The following is a 15,681-nucleotide window of genomic DNA, read 5'->3' as shown; positions in this document are numbered from 1 at the left end:
GCTCTACCAGGCGCTGGTCACACACACCCCGCCGGTCGGCGCGGGCTGGACGCCCGCCGCCGTGCCGGCGCTCTGGACCGACCTCGGCGCCTGCGACGGCGGCACACCGTCACCGAGCCCGACCACCCGGCCGCCCTCGCCCACCCCCACCGCGTCCCCCACCCGGACGCCGACGCCCACCCCCACCGCGACCGCCAGCCCGACCACGCCGGGCGGCAGCACCTGCGCGCTGAAGTCCCGGCCCGCCGGCAAGGTGCTGCAGGGCTACTGGGAGAACTGGGACGGCGCGGCGAACGGCGTGCACCCCGGGCTCGGCTGGATCCCGATCACCGACACCCGGATCACCGGGCACGGGTACAACGTGGTGACCGCCGCGTTCCCGGTCATCCGCGCCGACGGCACCGTGCTCTGGGAGGACGGCATGGACGCCGGCGTCAAGGTGCCGACCCCGGCGCAGGTGTGCCAGGCCAAGGCCGCCGGGCTGACCGTGCTGCTGTCCATCGGCGGCGCCACCGCCGGCATCGACCTCAGCTCGACCGCGGTCGCCGACCGGTTCGTCGCCACCGTCGTGCCGATCCTCAAGCGGCACAACTTCGACGGCATCGACATCGACATCGAGACCGGGCTCACCGGCAGCGGGAACATCACCCAGCTCTCCCCGTCGCAGGCCAACCTGATCCGGATCATCGACGGGGTGCTGGCCCAGATGCCCGCCGGCTTCGGGCTCACCATGGCGCCCGAGACCGCGTACGTCACCGGCGGCAGCGTCACCTACGGTTCGATCTGGGGCGCGTACCTGCCGATCGTCAAGAAGTACGCCGACAACGGCCGGCTCTGGTGGCTGAACATGCAGTACTACAACGGCTCGATGTACGGCTGCGCCGCCGACTCGTACCCGGCCGGCACGGTGCAGGGCTTCACCGTGCAGACGCAGTGCCTGAACAACGGGCTCACCATCCAGGGCACCACGATCCGGGTCCCCTACGACAAGCAGGTGCCGGGTCTGCCGGCGCAGACCGGCGCGGGGGGCGGCTACCTGAGCCCGTCCCTGGTGAGCCAGGCCTGGGCCTCCGTCCCGGGCCTGAAGGGCCTGATGACCTGGTCGATCAACTGGGACGGCTCGAAGGGCTGGACGTTCGGCGACAACGTCCGGGCGCTCCAGGGCCGCTGAGACCGTGGGGCCCCGCCCGTTCGGCGGGGCCCCACGACTGGCGCCGGGTCGCGCATTTTGCGAGGCTGGCTCTCGTGTACGACTACGACCTCCTGGTGCTGGGCTCCGGACCGAGTGGACAGAAGGCGGCGATCGCCGCGGCCAAACTGGGCCGGCGGGTCGCCGTCGTCGACCGCCGCGACATGCTCGGCGGGGTGTGCATCAACACCGGCACCGTGCCGTCCAAGACGCTGCGCGAGGCCGTCCTCTATCTGACCGGGCTGAGCCAGCGCGACCTCTACGGCAGCAGCTACCGGGTCAAGGAGGACATCACGGTCGCCGACCTGGCCGCCCGCACCCAGCACGTGATCACCCGGCAGACCGACGTCATCCGCAACCAGCTCGCCCGCAACCGCGTCACGATGATCACCGGCACCGGCCGGTTCGCCGACCCGCACGCGGTCTGGGTCGACGCCGGCTCCGGCCGGGAGACCCGGGTCACCTTCGACAAGGCGGTCATCGCCGCCGGCACCCGGCCGGCCCGCCCAGACAGCGTCGACTTCGACGACCGGACGATCGTCGACTCCGACGGCGTGATCAACCTCCAGGCCGTGCCGCGCAGCATGGTCGTGGTCGGCGCCGGCGTGATCGGCATGGAGTACGCGTCGATGTTCGCCGCGCTCGGCACCAAGGTGACCGTGGTCGAGCGCCGCGAGCGGATGCTCGACTTCTGCGACGAGGAGATCGTCGAGTCGCTCAAGTACCACCTGCGGGACCTGTCCGTGACGTTCCGCTTCGGCGAGGAGGTGGCGTCGGTGGAGAAGCACCGCACCGCCGCGCTCTGCGTGCTGCGCAGCGGCAAGAAGATCGTCGCCGACACGGTCATGTACTCCGCCGGCCGGCAGGGCCAGACCGACGACCTCGCGCTGGAGGCGGCCGGCCTCACCGCCGACCACCGGGGCCGGATCCAGGTCGACGCCAACTACCGCACCGCGGTGGACAACATCTACGCCGTCGGCGACGTGATCGGCTTCCCGGCACTGGCCTCCACCTCGATGGAGCAGGGTCGCCTGGCCGCGCAGCACGCCTGCGGGGAACCGGCCCGCGCCATGCCCGACCTGCAACCGATCGGCATCTACACCATCCCCGAGATCAGCTTCGTCGGAAAGACCGAGGACGAGCTGACCGAGGCCTCCACCCCGTTCGAGGTGGGCATCGCCCGCTACCGGGAACTGGCCCGGGGGCAGATCGTCGGCGACTCGTACGGCATGTTGAAACTGCTCGTCTCGCCGCAGGACGGGCGACTGCTCGGCGTGCACGTCTTCGGCACCGGCGCCACCGAGATCATCCACATCGGCCAGGCCGTGATGGGCTGCGGCGGCACCGTCGACTACCTGCTCGACGCGGTCTTCAACTACCCGACCTTGGCCGAGGCGTACAAGGTGGCCGCACTGGACGCCGCCAACAAGATCCGCAACATCACCAGAATCGACGGCTGACGGGTCAGCGGCCGGTGGCGTAGCCCTGGGCGCCCCGGGGGTTGGCTGCGGCCGTCAGGACGCCGGTGGTGGGGTCGCGGGCCACGGCGCAGAGGCGGCCCAGGCTCCACGGGTCGGAGCGGTGGATGGTGTGGCCACGCGCGTGCAGCGCGGCCAGCACGTCCGGGTCGAGGCGGTCCTCCAGCACCAGCACGCCCGGCTCCACCTCGCGCGGGTAGAACGACGCCGGCAGGCTGGTGGTGTGCCACATCGGGGCGTCGATCGCCTCCTGCAACTCCTGCCCGCCGACCAGGTGACGCAGCAGGAACAGCAACTGCCACTGGTCCTGCTGGTCGCCGCCGGGCGTGCCGCAGGCCAGGACCGGCTCGCCGTCGCGCAGCACCAGCGTCGGGCTCAGCGTGGTACGCGGCCGGCGACCCGGCCGCAGCGACGAGGCGAGCCCCTCCTCCAGCCAGCACATCTGCAACCGGGTGCCCAGCGGGAAGCCCAGCTCGGGAATGGTGGGCGAACTCTGCAACCAGCCACCGCTCGGCGTGGCCGAGATGATGTTGCCCCACCGGTCGACCACGTCGAGGTGACAGGTGTCGCCGCGGGTCACGCCGTCCGCCCGTAGCGTCGGCTCACCGGTCGTCGGGTCGTGCGGGCCGGACGACCGGGCGACGTGGGCGCGCAGATGCGACGGCAGCCGCGGCGGGACACCCGCCGGGCTGCCCGGGCGCAGCTCGGTCGAGGCCCGGTCACCGATCAGCGCGGCCCGCTGCCGCGCGTAGCCCGGCGACAGCAGCGCCGCGCTCGGCACGTCGGTGTCGCCGTACCACGCCTCGCGGTCGGCGAAGGCCAGCTTGAGCGCCTCGGCCTGAGCGTGGATGCCGTCCACGCCGGACGGGTCCAACGCGCGGGGGTCGTCGAGCGCGTCGAGCGTCGCCAACGCCTGCAACAGCACCGGGCCCTGGCCCCAGAAGCCGGTCTTCGCCACCGTGTGCCCGCGCCAGTCGAGCGTGACCGGCTCCTCCCAGGTGGCGGACCAGCCGGCCAGGTCGTCGCCGGTGACCAGGCCGGCGTGCGGCCGGCCGCTGGAATCCCGGAACGGGCGGCGGCTGAACGCGTCGATCGCCTCGGCGACGAAACCCTCACGCCAGGCACGCCGGGCCGCCTCGATCTGCGCCACCCGGTCCGCCCCGGCGGCCCGTCCCGCGTGGACGAGGCGGCGCAGCGTGTCCGCGTACGCCGGGTTGGTGACCATCTCCCCCGGCGCGGGTGGGCGGCCGTGGCGCAGCCAGAGTTGCGCGGAGGTCGGCCAGTGCCGCTCGAACAGCGACCGCACCCGGTCGACGGTCTGCCCGGCCGCGCCGACCAGCGGGTGGCCGGCGGCGGCATAGCCGATCGCCGGTTCCAGCACCTCGTCGAGGGTGCGGGTGCCGTGGTCGCGCAGCAACAGCAGCCAGGCGTCCACCGCGCCGGGCACCACCGCGGCGAGCGGGCCGGAGCCGGGCACCAGGTCCAGGCCGAGCGAGCGGAAGTGCGCGACGGTGGCACCGGCCGGGGCCGGCCCCTGGCCGCAGAGCACCCGGGGGGTCGGGTCGTCGGCGGTGGCCAGGATCGCCGGCACCTCCCCGGCGGGTCCGTTGAGGTGCGGCTCGACCATGTGCAGCACGAACCCGGCGGCGACCGCGGCGTCGAAGGCGTTGCCGCCCCGCTCCAGCACGCCCATCGCGGACTGGCTGGCCAGCCAGTGCGTCGAGGAGACCATGCCGAACGTGCCGCGCAACGTCGGCCGGGTGGTGAAGGTCATCGGGGTCGATCCTACGCCGACGTGCGACCATCACCGGCCTGACCACCTTCCTCCACCGCGCTGGGAGTCCCGCCGTGAGCACACACGAGGTCGTCAACCAGGTCCCCCCGTTGGTCGGCCACGACACCGCCGACGACCCGGCGCTGCTGGACGCCCTGGCCCGGGAGGGCGCCGGTTGGGCCGTCGCCGGGCTGCACGACCTCGGCCGGCTGGCCGGCGGCGAGCAGGCCGCCGAGCACGGCCGGCTGGCCAACGAGCACCCGCCGGTGCTGCGCACCCACGACCGCTACGGCCACCGCATCGACGAGGTGGAGTTCCATCCGTCCTGGCACGAGCTGATGCGCACCGCCGTGGGGCACGGCCTGCACGCCGCGCCGTGGGCCGACGACCGGCCGGGCGCGCACGTCGCCCGCGCCGCCGGCTTCCACGTCTGGCGGCCCGACGCCGGGCACGGCTGCCCGATCTCGATGACCTACGCGGCGGTGCCCGCGCTGCGGCACGCCCCGGAGCTGGCCGCGCGCTACGAGCCGCTGCTCACCACCACCGAGTACGACTTCGGGCTGCGCCCGCCGCAGGGCAAGCGCGGCCTGCTGGCCGGGATGTCGATGACCGAGAAGCAGGGCGGCTCGGACGTGCGGGCCAACACCACCACCGCCCGGACCGAGCCGGACGGCAGCTACCGGCTCGTCGGGCACAAGTGGTTCACCTCCGCGCCGATGTGCGACCTGTTCCTCACCCTCGCCCAGGCGCCGGCGGGCCTCACCTGCTTCCTGGTCCCCCGCGTGCTGCCCGACGGCACCCGCAACCCGTTGCGGCTGATGCGCCTGAAGGACAAGCTCGGCAACCGCTCCAACGCCTCCGCCGAGATCGAGTACGCGCACACGGTGGCGTGGCGCGTCGGCGACGAGGGCCGGGGCGTGCGCACCATCATCGACATGGTCAACCTGACCCGGCTGGACTGCGTGATCGGCGCGGCGGCCGGGATGCGCCACGGGGTCACCACGGCCGTGCACCACGCCACCCACCGGCGGGCGTTCGGCCGCCCCCTGGTCGACCAGCCGCTGATGCGCAACGTCCTGGCCGACCTGGCCGTGGAGAGCGAGGCCGCCACCGTGCTGATGATGCGGCTGGCCGGCGCCACCGACCGGTCGGCGCGCGGCGACGCCGGTGAGACCGCGTTCAAGCGCCTCGCGCTGGCCGTCGGCAAGTACTGGGTCTGCAAACGTTGGCCGGGGCACGCGGCCGAGGCGCTGGAGTGCCTGGGCGGCAACGGCTACGTCGAGGAGTCGGGGATGCCCCGGCTGTTCCGCGAGTCGCCGCTGAACTCGATCTGGGAGGGCTCCGGCAACGTCGCCGCGCTCGACGTGCTGCGCGCGCTCACCCGGGAACCGCAGGTGCTGGCCGCGTACGAGGCGGAGGTGGCCGCCGCGGCCGGCGCGGACGCGCGCCTCGACGCCGCCGTCCGCCGGGTGCGCGACGAACTGGCCGACCACACCGACCTGGAGCTGCGGGCCCGGCGCGTGGTCGAACGGCTCGCGCTGGTGCTCCAGGGCGCGCTGCTGGTGCGCCACGGTCACCCGGCGGTCGCCGACGCGTTCTGCGCCTCCCGCCTCGGCGGCGACCACGGCCAGGCGTACGGGACGCTGCCGGGCGGCCTCGACCTGGGCGCGATCGTCGACCGGGCCACCCCCCGGCTTGGCTAGGATCGCATCCATGCAGGTCACCTCGATGCACGTCCATCCGGTCAAGTCCCTCGGCGGCGTCGACGTCGACCGCGCCACGGTCGAGCCGTGGGGGCTGCGCCACGACCGGCGCTGGGTGCTCCTGCAACCCGACGGCGGCGTGCTGAGCGCGTCCACCGCGCCGGGGATGCTCGGCCTGACCGCGACGCCCGGCCCCGGGTCGGTCACGCTGACCGACCGCGACGGCGGGTGGTTGACCGTCACCGAGCCGGTGGACGGGCCGCCGGCCGCGACCACCCTGTCCGGCCTGGACACGGTGCGACTCACCACCGATGCGGCCCACGACTGGCTCTCCGCGCGCCTGGACCGCCCGGTGCGGCTGGGCTGGCTGGACGATCCGCGCCGCCGGCCGGTCGCCGCCGTCGACGGTGGCCGCCCTGGCGACCCGCTCAACCTCTCCGACGCCGGTCCGCTGCTGGCCACCACGCTGCCGTCGCTGCGCCGGCTGCGGGACTGGATCGCCGAGGGCGCCGTCGAGCGGGGCGAGCTGGCACCCGATCCGCTGCCGATGGCCCGGTTCCGGCCCACGGTGGTGCTCGACGGGCCGGTCGCGCCGTTCGCCGAGGACGGCTGGACCCGGCTGCGGATCGGCGCGGTCGACTTCCGGTTCGCCGCCCGCTGCGACCGCTGCCAGCTCACGCTGATCGACCCGGTGACGCTCACCAGCGGCAAGGAGCCGATCCGCACGCTCGCCCGGCACCGGCGGCAGGACGGCAAGACGTGGTTCGGCATCCGGCTGATCCCGGTGGGCACCGGCGAAATCCGGGTCGGCGACCCGGTCACCGCCGACTGACCCGGCCGCCACCCGTACCGCCGGCCTGCTCAGGTGGTGGTCTGCCCGTCGAGGGTCTCGCGCAGGATGTCCGCGTGCCCGGCGTGCTGGGTGGTCTCGGCGATCACGTGGATCAGGACCGCGCGGACGCTCTTCACCGCGCCCGGCTCGTTCCACGGCGCCTCCGGCACCGGGTGCGTCGCCGACAGGTCGTCGACCGAGGCGACGATCTCCTCGGTGCGGGCGGCCACCCGCGCGTACCGGTCGAGGATGGCGGGCAGCATGTCCTCGGGCAGCATCCGGAAGTCACGCTCCCGGTCGATCGCCCACCGGGGCAGCTCGCGGGCGGTGCCGGCCATGAAGTCCGCCCACGTCACCCCGTCGGGCAGGGCGAAGCTCATCGCCGCCGGACCATCCACCACGAACCGCAGCCACGCCTCCTCGGTGGACGCCACGTGCTTCAGGATGCCGCCCAGGCAGAGCGCGCTGGCGGTGGGACGCTCGCCGGCCTGCGCGTCGGTGAGGCCGCGCACCGTGTTCGTCAGCGTGGCCCGCGCGGTGGCGAGCGCCGCGAGCAGGTCGGTCCGCTCGGCGTCGAGGGTGGTGTTGGTCGTGGCGGTCATCGTCATCGGGTTCCTTCCGGTCACTGATCGGGTACGGGTCGACTCTCGCACCCGTAGCGGTCAGGTTGTGTCCGCTTCCGTCGGCAGAATGCAGGACATGTCGACGACCTCCGCCCGCCTGCTGTCCCTGCTGTCCCTGCTCCAGGCCCGCCGCGACTGGCCGGGCGCGCTGCTGGCGCACCGGCTCGGAGTCAGCGGCCGCACCGTGCGCCGCGACGTGGACCGGCTGCGCGGGCTCGGCTACCCGATCGAGAGCGTCAAGGGCCCGGACGGGGGCTACCGGTTGGGCGCCGGCTCGGCGCTGCCGCCGCTGCTGTTCGACGACGAGCAGGCGGTCGCGCTCACCGTGGCGTTGCAGACCGCCGCCACCGGCGTCACCGGCATCGAGGAGGCCGCCGCGCGGGCGCTGACCACGGTGCGGCAGGTCATGCCGGCGCGGCTGCGGCACCGGGTGGACGCCCTGCGGGTCGTCGCCGTGGGCCGGGCCGGCGACGCGACCGGGCCGCGGGTCGAGCCGAGCCTGCTGATGACGCTCAGCGCCGCCGTCCACGCGCGGGTGGAGCTGCGCTTCGACTATCCGCCGGGGCCGACCGCCGGGCCCGGCGAGGCCGTGCCGCCGCCGCGCCGGACGCAACCGCACCACCTCGTCACCTGGGGCGGGCGCTGGTATCTCGTCGCCTGGGACCTGGACCGCGACGACTGGCGCACGTTCCGCGTCGACCGGATCAGCCCGCGTACGCCCACCGGCCCCCGGTTCACGCCCCGGGAGCTGCCCGGCGGTGACGTGGCGGCCTTCGTCGCCGGCCGGTTCGCCGGGGCGGCCGGCCCGGGCGACTGGCCCTGCCGGGGGGAGGTGATCCTCGACCTGCCCGCCCGGACGGTCTCCACCTGGACCCGGGACGGCCTGGTCGAGGAACTCAGGCCGGACCGCTGCCGGCTGGTGCTGGGCGGCTGGTCCTGGCCTGGCCTGGCCGCCGTGCTCGGCCGGTACGACGCGGACATCGAGGTGGTCGGGCCGCCCGAGCTACGGGCCGCCTTCGCCCGCCTGGCCCGACGCTACGCCGCCGCGGCCCAGGCCACGGACCGGTGACGCCGGGGCGGACCGGGTGTGCCCTCAGTCCACGTCGAGCAGGACCTTGCCCGGCACCCGCCGGCCGAGCAGCGCCTCGGCCGCCTCGTCGAGCCGGCGCCAGGAGCCACGCCAGCCCACCGGGACCTCCAACGCGCCGGCACGGACCATCCCGACGAGGACGGCGAGGTCCGCCGCGGGTGCGGAGACGTCGCCGACCGAGCGCAGCGAGCGGGACGCACCCGGGGCGAAGGTGGAGTTGACCGGGAAGGTCGCCGGCTCCCCGGACGCCCAGCCGACGCTGAGCAGCGTCCCGCCGGGCGCCAGCAGCCGCCAGGCGTCCACCAGGTGCGCGCCGCCCACGGTCTCCACCACCACGTCGACCGGCCCGGTGACCGCGCCGAGCCCGACCACGACCTCGTCCGCCCCCAGCTCGACCAGCCCGGCGCCGCGTTCGGCGGCGCCCACGGCAGCGACCACCCGGGCGCCGCCGTGCTGGGCGAGCTGCACGGCGACCCGACCCACTCCCCCGGACGCGCCGGTGACCAGCACCCGGCGACCGGAGAGCGGGCCGGCCTCCCGCAGGGACCGCAGTGCGGTGAGGCCGACCGTGGGCAGCGCGGCGAAGCGGGCGACGTCGGCGTCCGGCGGCAGCGTCGCCACCGCGTCCGGCGGGAAGACCGCGCGCTGGGCCCAGGCCCCGGCGCCGAGCGCGACGACCCGGTCGCCGACGCGGGGGCCGGTGGCGCCGGCACGCACCACCCGACCGACGGCGTCGTGGCCGAGGATCGCGCCCGCCGGCCAGGCGCCCACGTACCGCACCTCCCCGTGGTTCACCCCGACGTGCTCGACCTCGACCAGGATGTCGTCGGGCCCGGGCTCGGGATCGGGCACGTCGGCCAGCCGGTACCCCGGCTCGACGTCGGGGGCGGCGACGATGGCACGCACGAAACCTCCACAAAGGATCTTAATACGGCGGCGGTGGTCAGGCGGCGCGGCGGCCCGGTGGGTCGGTCGCGCCGGCCAGGCCGGCGTAACCGCCCCGGTGGTAGAGCAGCGGCGAGCCGACGTCGGCATGGCGCAGCAGCTCTGGTTCGGCGAGCACGATGGCGTGGTCGCCGACGGTCACCCGGTCGACCACGCGGCACAGCAGCCAGGCCAGCGTGTCGTCGAGCAGCGGGACGCCCTCCGGGCCCGGCTGCCAGCGGGTCGGGCCGGCGAAGCGGTCGATGCCGCTGGTGGCGAACCGCCGCGCCAGCTCGTGCTGCCCGTGCGCGAGCAGGTGCACCCCGACGTGCCGGGCGCGGGACACCGTGGGCCAGCTCGACGAGCCCAGGTTCAGGCAGAACGAGACGATCGGCGGGGCCAACGACACCGAGGTGAACGACGTGGCGGTGAAGCCGACAGCGGGCGGACCCGCCGCGGTGACCACGGTGACGGTGCTGGCCTGGTGCCGCAGCAGCGTCCGGAGCCCGTCCGCGTCGGCGTCGGTCGGGGTGTCGGCGGGCTCGGACATGACGTTCCTCCCGTGATGGACGCCGGGCTCGGTGAGGTCGGCCACCGCGGCCCCCGGCGAAGACGGTAACCGGCCGCCGGCCGGGGTCCCAGGGGGTCGCCACCCCTAAAGGGGAACCGCGATCATTTTCCTATCACTCAGGTAGGAATTTCAAGGGAGAATTCCTCGGCGGCTGCCGGGTGCTCCCGAGGATGGCCAGGCTGCGCACCGGGTCGGCCTCGCCGCCCGCGCTCCCAGCAACGGCGGGACCTCCCGCCACCACCAACATATAGCGCACCCCCGGTCTTGCGGCAAGACCCGGGGTACGGCGCAGAATTGCCGCCCGTACACCGATTCCCCACGCACCCACGAGCCGCGACAGGCGGAGGGCCCCGCGTGTCCGCAGATCGGAGCCGACCCCGTTGAAACCGCCCACCACCAGCGTCTTCGATCTCCCCGAGCGCCTCTGCGCGAAGGCCGACCCCGGCCTCGTCGCCGACGACGAGCGGCACTTCACGGCCATCGAGGAGAGCCTCCGACGCTCGATCGCCGAGCTGTCCGACCGGCTCGACACCACACGCCGGGCCGCCGGCGGCAAGGGCCGCCAGGCCGTCGAGCGCGACCAGGAGATCCGGCGGCTGACCGCCCGCGTGCGGACCCTGCGCCGCTACGGGCTGGACCTCTGCCTCGGCCGGATGGTCGGCGCGGACGGCGCCGAACCGGTGTACGTCGGGCGACTCGGTCTCACCGACGGGGCGGGCGGCCGGCTGCTGGTGGACTGGCGCTCCCCCGCCGCCGAGCCGTTCTTCGGCGCGACCCACGCCAACCCGATGGGCCTGGCGAGCCGCCGCCGGTACCGCTGGACCCACGGCCGGATCACCGACTACTGGGACGAGGTGTTCACCGCCGACGGGCTGGCCGGGCACGCCGCCCTCGACGACCAGTCCGCGTTAGTCGCCAGCCTGGGCGCCAGCCGGTCGGCCCGGATGCGGGACGTGCTGAGCACCATCCAGGCCGACCAGGACGCGATCATCCGGGCGGGTTCGCGGGGCGCGCTGGTGGTCGACGGCGGACCGGGCACCGGCAAGACCGTCGTCGCGCTGCACCGCACCGCGTACCTGCTGCACGCCGACCCGCGGCTCGGCGCGCGCCGGGGCGGGGTGCTGTTCGTCGGCCCGCACCAGCCGTACCTGAGCTACGTCGCCGACGTCCTGCCCAGCCTCGGCGAGGAGGACGTGCAGATCTGCACGCTGCGCGACCTCGTCCCGGAGGGCACCGCCGCGGCGGCCGAGACCGACCCGGCGGTGGCCCGGCTGAAGGCGTCCGCCGACCTGGTCCGGGCCGTCGACGCGGCGGTCCGGTTCTACGAGGAACCGCCGACGACCGGGCTGCGGGTCGGCATCGAGGACGCCGAGCTGCGGGTCAGCGCCGACGACTGGGCCCGGGCGTTCGAGGCCGCGACGCCCGGCACGCCGCACAACGACGCGCGCGACGACGTGTGGGAGGAGCTGCTCACCGCCCTGCTGGAGCGCTACCACGGCGAGGAGCCGGAGGCCGCCGTACGCCGGTCGCTGGCGCGCCACCGGGACCTGGTCGCCGCGTTCGGACGGGCGTGGCCGCTGCTCGACCCGACCGACGTCGTCGCGGACCTCTGGTCGGTGCCGGCCTACCTGCACCGGTGCGCCCCCTGGCTGAGCGTGGACGAGATCCGTACGCTGCGACGCGCCGACCCCCGGGCCTGGACGGTGGCCGACCTGCCGTTGCTCGACGCCGCGCGGCAGCGCGTCGGCGACCCGGCGGCGTCCCGCCGGCGGCGGCGCGACGAGGCGGTCCTCGCCGCGCAGCGGGAGCGGATGGACACGGTCGTTGACGCGCTCATCGCGACGCACGCCTACGACGACGGCGAGGGCCTGATGACCATGCTGCGTGGGGAGGACATGCGGACCAGCCTGGTCGACTCCAGCGCGCTGGCCGTCGCCGAGCCGGACGCGCTGGCCGGCCCGTTCGCGCACGTCGTGGTGGACGAGGCGCAGGAGCTGACCGACGCGCAGTGGCAGATGCTGCTGGCGCGCTGCCCGTCGCGCAGCTTCACCGTCGTCGGCGACCGGGCGCAGGCCCGGCACGGGTTCACCGAGTCGTGGCGGGAACGGCTGGAGCGGGTCGGGTTCGACCGGGTCGAGGTGACCTCGCTGACCGTCAACTACCGCACCCCGGCCCCGGTGATGGCGGCGGCCGAACCGGTCATCCGGGCGGTGCTGCCGGACGCGAACGTGCCGACCTCGATCCGCACCGGCGACGTGCCGGTGCGTCACGGCGCCCGCGCGGACCTGGGCGCGGTGGTGGACGGCTGGCTCGCCGCCCACCCCGAGGGCACCGCGTGCGTCGTCGGCGACCCCGCGTTCCCGGCGACGCCCCGCGTCCGGTCGCTCACCCCGGAGTTGGCCAAGGGGCTGGAGTTCGACCTGGTCGTGCTCGTCGACCCGGCGGCGTTCGGCGACGGGATCACCGGCGCGGTGGACCGCTACGTGGCGATGACCCGGGCGACCCGGCAGCTCGTCGTCCTCACCGGGCAGTGAGCGCCCGTCCGGGCCCGCGGCGCAGCGCTACCGCGTCAGCAGCGCGCGCAGCGCGGCGCTGATCTCGGCCGGTGCCTCCTCGGCCATGAAGTGCCCGGCGGAGGTGGTGCGGTGCTCCAGGTCCGGGGCCCACGCCCTCCACACCGCCGCCGCGTCGTAGCCGAGCGCCGCGCCCCAGTCCTGCTGGATCACGGTGACCGGCATGGCCAGCCGCCGGCCGGCGTCCCGGTCCGCCCGGTCGTGCGCCACGTCGATCCCGGCCGAGGCGCGGTAGTCGGCGACGATCGAGTCGACCGCCTCCCGGGACGCCCGCAGGTACTCGGCGCGCACCGGCGCCGGCATCGCCGCCGGGTCGCCGGCCCAGGCGTCGAGGAAGTGGCCGAAGAACGCGTCGGCGCTGGCCGAGATCATCCGCTCGGGCAGGCCGGGCGGCTGCGCCATCAGGTAGAGGTGGAACGCCACCGACGCGGACGCGCCGTGCAGCACGTCCCACATGTCGAGGGTGGGCAGCACGTCCAGCGACGCCAGGTGGGTGACCGTGTCCGGGTGGTCCAGCCCGGCCCGGACCGCGACCAGCGCGCCCCGGTCGTGCCCGGCGAGGGCGAACCGCTCGTGCCCGAGCGCGCGGGCCAGCGCCACCACGTCGGCGGCCATGGTCCGCTTCGCGTACGTCTGCTCGGTGTCCGCGGCCGGCTTGTCGCTGGCGCCGTAGCCGCGCAGGTCCGGGCAGATCACGGTGTGGTCGGCGGCCAGGTCGGCGGCGACGTGCCGCCACATGAGGTGGGTCTGCGGGAAGCCGTGCAGCAGCACGACCGGGCTGCCGGAGCCGCCCACGGCCACGTTCAGCGCCACGCCCCCGTCGACGGTGACGCGCTGGTAGTCGAACCCTGCGATTGCGGTGCTCATCTCGGTGCCTCTCTCGTCGTCGTACCGGTCCAGCGTGGCGACGCCGGATGAGCAACCGATGAGCGCGGTACGGTGGCCGGGTCGAGGAGGGGTCGGTGCAGGTCAGCTTTGGTGTGCTCGGGCCGGTCACGGCCTGGGACGACTCCGGTGGAGCGGTCGACCTGAAGGGGCCCCGGCACCGGGCGGTGCTGGCCCGGCTGATCGTGGCCCGGGGCCGGGTGGTGCCGGTCGGGCACCTCGTCGACGACCTGTGGGACGACCCGCCGCCGGGCGCGGTCGGCGCGGTCCGCACGTTCGTGGCGGCTCTGCGCCGCCGGCTGGAACCGCACCGTCCACCGCGCGAGCCGGCGCGGCTGCTGGTCACCGACGGACCGGGGTACGCGCTGCGCGCCGCCCCGGACACGGTCGACGCCTGGCGCTTCGAGGACACCGTCACCGGCGCCGCCGACGCGCTTCCCCGCCCGACGCTGGACCGCCTCGACGCGGCGCTGGGCTGGTGGCGTGGACCCGGGTACGCCGGCGTCGACCGGCCGTGGGCGGACGCCGAACGCGCCCGGCTCGACCAGCTCCGGCTGACCGCGGTGGAGCGGCGGGCCGAGGCGCTGCTGGCGCTCGGCCGGGCCGCCGACGCCGTACCGGACCTCGACGCCCACGCGGCCGCGCACCCGTGGCGGGAGGACGGCTGGCGGCTGCTGGCGTTGGCGCTCTACCACGCCGGGCGGCAGGCCGACGCGCTCGCGGTGCTGCGCCGGGCCCGTGAGCTGCTGCGCGACCGGCTCGGGCTGGACCCCGGCCCGCGGCTGCGCCGGCTGGAGACCGACCTGCTGCGTCAGGCCGACCCGGAGCCGACCGACCCGGCGCGGGTCTGGGCGGAGACCGCCGCCGCGTACGAGCGCAGCGTGGTGCCCGGCGCGCGGGCCCGGATCGAGTCCACCGTCGGCCTGCTGCGCAGCCTCGCGGTGACCGGGCCGGGCGGCCTGGCGGCGGCCCGGGACCAGCGCCTGGCCGCCATCTCCGCAGCCGAGCAACTGGGCGATGCGGACCTCACCGCGCGGGTGGTCGGCGGCTACGACGTACCCGCGATCTGGACCCGCTCGGACGACCCCGAGCAGGCGGCCCGCGTGGTGGCCGCAGCCGAGCGGGCGCTGGCCGGCCTCGGGCCGGACGCGCCGGAGACGACCCGGGCCCGGCTGCTGGCCACCGTCGCGGTCGAGTCGCGCGGCGACGCGTCGGGGCGCGGACCCGAGGCGGCCCGTCAGGCGGAGGCGATCGCCCGGCGGCTCGCCGACCCGGCGCTGCTGGCCCAGGCGCTCAACGGCGTGTTCATGCAGACCTTCCACCGCGCCGGGCTGGCCGCGGAGCGGGACGCGGTCGGCGCGGAACTGGTCGAGGTGGGCGCCCGGCACGGCCTGGCCACGGTCGAGATCCTCGGGCACCTGATCCGGGTGCAGGCCCTCGGCGCGCTCGCCGACCTCGCCGGCGCCGACGGGCACGCCGACGCCGCCGACCGGCTCGCCGCCCGGCACGAACGCCCGCTGGTCGGCGTGTTCACCGACGGGTACCGGGCGGTGCGGACCGCCGCGGCCGGGGCGCCGTACCCGCAGGCGGAGGCGGCCTACCGGGCGGCGGCGGCCCGGCTGGCCGACTGCGGGATGCCCGGCGTCGCGCACGGCCTGCCGCCGCTGGCGCTGCTCTGCCTGCGGGTCTGGCACGACCTGCCCGCCGACCTGCCCGCCGACACCGACTGGGGGCCGTACGCGCCGTGGGCCCGCCCGCTGGTCCTGCTCGCCGCCGGCCAGCGCGCGGACGCGGCCGGCGCGCTGCGCCGCACCCCGACGCCGCCGCGCGACCTGCTGATGGAGGCGCTGTGGTGCCTGACCGGCCGGGCCGCGGTCGCCCTCGACGACCGGGCCGTCGCGCGCCGGGCCCGGGACGCGCTCGCCCCGGCGGCCCACGAGGTGGCCGGTGCCGGCAGCGGGATGCTCACCGTGGGACCGGTCGCCGAACACCTGGCCCGGCTCGACGCCGCGCTCGGGTCGGGATGACCGGCGGCCGGG

At 75.5% G+C, this 15,681-nt stretch carries 12 protein-coding genes; 7 read left to right on the top strand and 5 right to left on the bottom strand.

The features are described 5' to 3' along the window. The coding region (locus tag B1205_RS01635; protein WP_254909637.1) for a glycosyl hydrolase family 18 protein at positions 1-1,171 on the top strand (1,171 nt) is incomplete at its 5' end. A 74-nt stretch (positions 1,172-1,245) separates the two neighbouring features. Beyond that, complete coding sequence (gene sthA / locus B1205_RS01630; protein WP_089153995.1) at positions 1,246-2,649, top strand: Si-specific NAD(P)(+) transhydrogenase; 1,404 nt, start codon at positions 1,246-1,248, stop codon at positions 2,647-2,649. 4 nt (positions 2,650-2,653) lie between these two features. Here the strand turns inward: sthA and B1205_RS01625 are convergent, their stop codons facing one another. Continuing rightward, on the bottom strand, positions 2,654-4,441 hold the full coding sequence (locus tag B1205_RS01625) for a gamma-glutamyltransferase family protein (protein WP_089153994.1): 1,788 nt from the start codon (positions 4,439-4,441) through the stop codon (positions 2,654-2,656). A 74-nt stretch (positions 4,442-4,515) separates the two neighbouring features. Here B1205_RS01625 and B1205_RS01620 point away from each other — a divergent pair, with 74 nt between their 5' ends. Together B1205_RS01620 and B1205_RS01615 are read left to right on the top strand one after the other, a co-directional pair. Continuing rightward, the gene (locus B1205_RS01620) at positions 4,516-6,144 is read left to right on the top strand and encodes an acyl-CoA dehydrogenase family protein (RefSeq protein WP_089153993.1); all 1,629 of its coding nucleotides are present in this window, start codon (positions 4,516-4,518) and stop codon (positions 6,142-6,144) included. Between the two features lie 10 nt (positions 6,145-6,154). Next, on the top strand, positions 6,155-6,976 hold the full coding sequence (locus B1205_RS01615) for an MOSC domain-containing protein (RefSeq protein WP_089153992.1): 822 nt from the start codon (positions 6,155-6,157) through the stop codon (positions 6,974-6,976). Between the two features lie 29 nt (positions 6,977-7,005). Here the strand turns inward: B1205_RS01615 and B1205_RS01610 are convergent, their stop codons facing one another. Then, on the bottom strand, positions 7,006-7,578 hold the full coding sequence (locus B1205_RS01610) for a DinB family protein (RefSeq protein ID WP_254909636.1): 573 nt from the start codon (positions 7,576-7,578) through the stop codon (positions 7,006-7,008). Between the two features lie 97 nt (positions 7,579-7,675). On the opposite strand from B1205_RS01610, the gene B1205_RS01605 reads away from it, so the two are divergent. After that, positions 7,676-8,668 (top strand): helix-turn-helix transcriptional regulator, encoded by a 993-nt coding sequence (locus tag B1205_RS01605; RefSeq protein WP_176308392.1) that lies wholly within the window; start codon positions 7,676-7,678, stop codon positions 8,666-8,668. Between the two features lie 24 nt (positions 8,669-8,692). Here the strand turns inward: B1205_RS01605 and B1205_RS01600 are convergent, their stop codons facing one another. Both B1205_RS01600 and B1205_RS01595 read right to left on the bottom strand, forming a co-directional pair. Further along, entirely contained in the window at positions 8,693-9,595 is a 903-nt protein-coding gene (locus B1205_RS01600; protein ID WP_217809738.1) for a zinc-binding dehydrogenase, read from the bottom strand. A 37-nt stretch (positions 9,596-9,632) separates the two neighbouring features. Beyond that, entirely contained in the window at positions 9,633-10,163 is a 531-nt protein-coding gene (locus tag B1205_RS01595) for a flavin reductase family protein (RefSeq protein ID WP_089153989.1), read from the bottom strand. Positions 10,164-10,564: 401 nt separating this feature from the next. Here B1205_RS01595 and helR point away from each other — a divergent pair, with 401 nt between their 5' ends. Beyond that, entirely contained in the window at positions 10,565-12,718 is a 2,154-nt protein-coding gene (helR, locus tag B1205_RS01590; protein ID WP_089153988.1) for an RNA polymerase recycling motor ATPase HelR, read from the top strand. Between the two features lie 27 nt (positions 12,719-12,745). On the opposite strand, the gene B1205_RS01585 is transcribed toward helR, so the two are convergent. After that, positions 12,746-13,624 carry an alpha/beta fold hydrolase gene (locus tag B1205_RS01585; protein ID WP_089153987.1) on the bottom strand — a complete coding sequence of 293 codons (879 nt, stop codon included), beginning with the start codon at positions 13,622-13,624 and terminating at the stop codon, positions 12,746-12,748. 95 nt (positions 13,625-13,719) lie between these two features. Between B1205_RS01585 and B1205_RS01580 the strand changes: the two genes are divergently transcribed. Beyond that, positions 13,720-15,669: a BTAD domain-containing putative transcriptional regulator gene (locus tag B1205_RS01580; RefSeq protein ID WP_089153986.1), complete on the top strand. Its 1,950-nt coding sequence runs from the start codon at positions 13,720-13,722 to the stop codon at positions 15,667-15,669. Positions 15,670-15,681: the final 12 nt, after the last annotated feature.

This window comes from Micromonospora sp. NBS 11-29, from assembly GCF_002140155.1.
GTDB lineage: Bacteria > Actinomycetota > Actinomycetes > Mycobacteriales > Micromonosporaceae > Micromonospora.
This window is presented reverse-complemented; position numbering and strand designations above follow the sequence as displayed.

Excerpts from the sequence above, each read along its gene's own strand:
- B1205_RS01585 (WP_089153987.1), bottom strand. The coding sequence starts at position 13,624 with ATGAGCACCGCAATCGCAGGGTTCGACTACCAGCGCGTCACCGTCGAC.
- B1205_RS01595 (WP_089153989.1), bottom strand. The coding sequence starts at position 10,163 with ATGTCCGAGCCCGCCGACACCCCGACCGACGCCGACGCGGACGGGCTC.
- B1205_RS01615 (WP_089153992.1), top strand. The coding sequence starts at position 6,155 with ATGCAGGTCACCTCGATGCACGTCCATCCGGTCAAGTCCCTCGGCGGC.
- B1205_RS01625 (WP_089153994.1), bottom strand. The coding sequence starts at position 4,441 with ATGACCTTCACCACCCGGCCGACGTTGCGCGGCACGTTCGGCATGGTC.
- B1205_RS01610 (WP_254909636.1), bottom strand. The coding sequence starts at position 7,578 with ATGACCGCCACGACCAACACCACCCTCGACGCCGAGCGGACCGACCTG.
- B1205_RS01605 (WP_176308392.1), top strand. The coding sequence starts at position 7,676 with ATGTCGACGACCTCCGCCCGCCTGCTGTCCCTGCTGTCCCTGCTCCAG.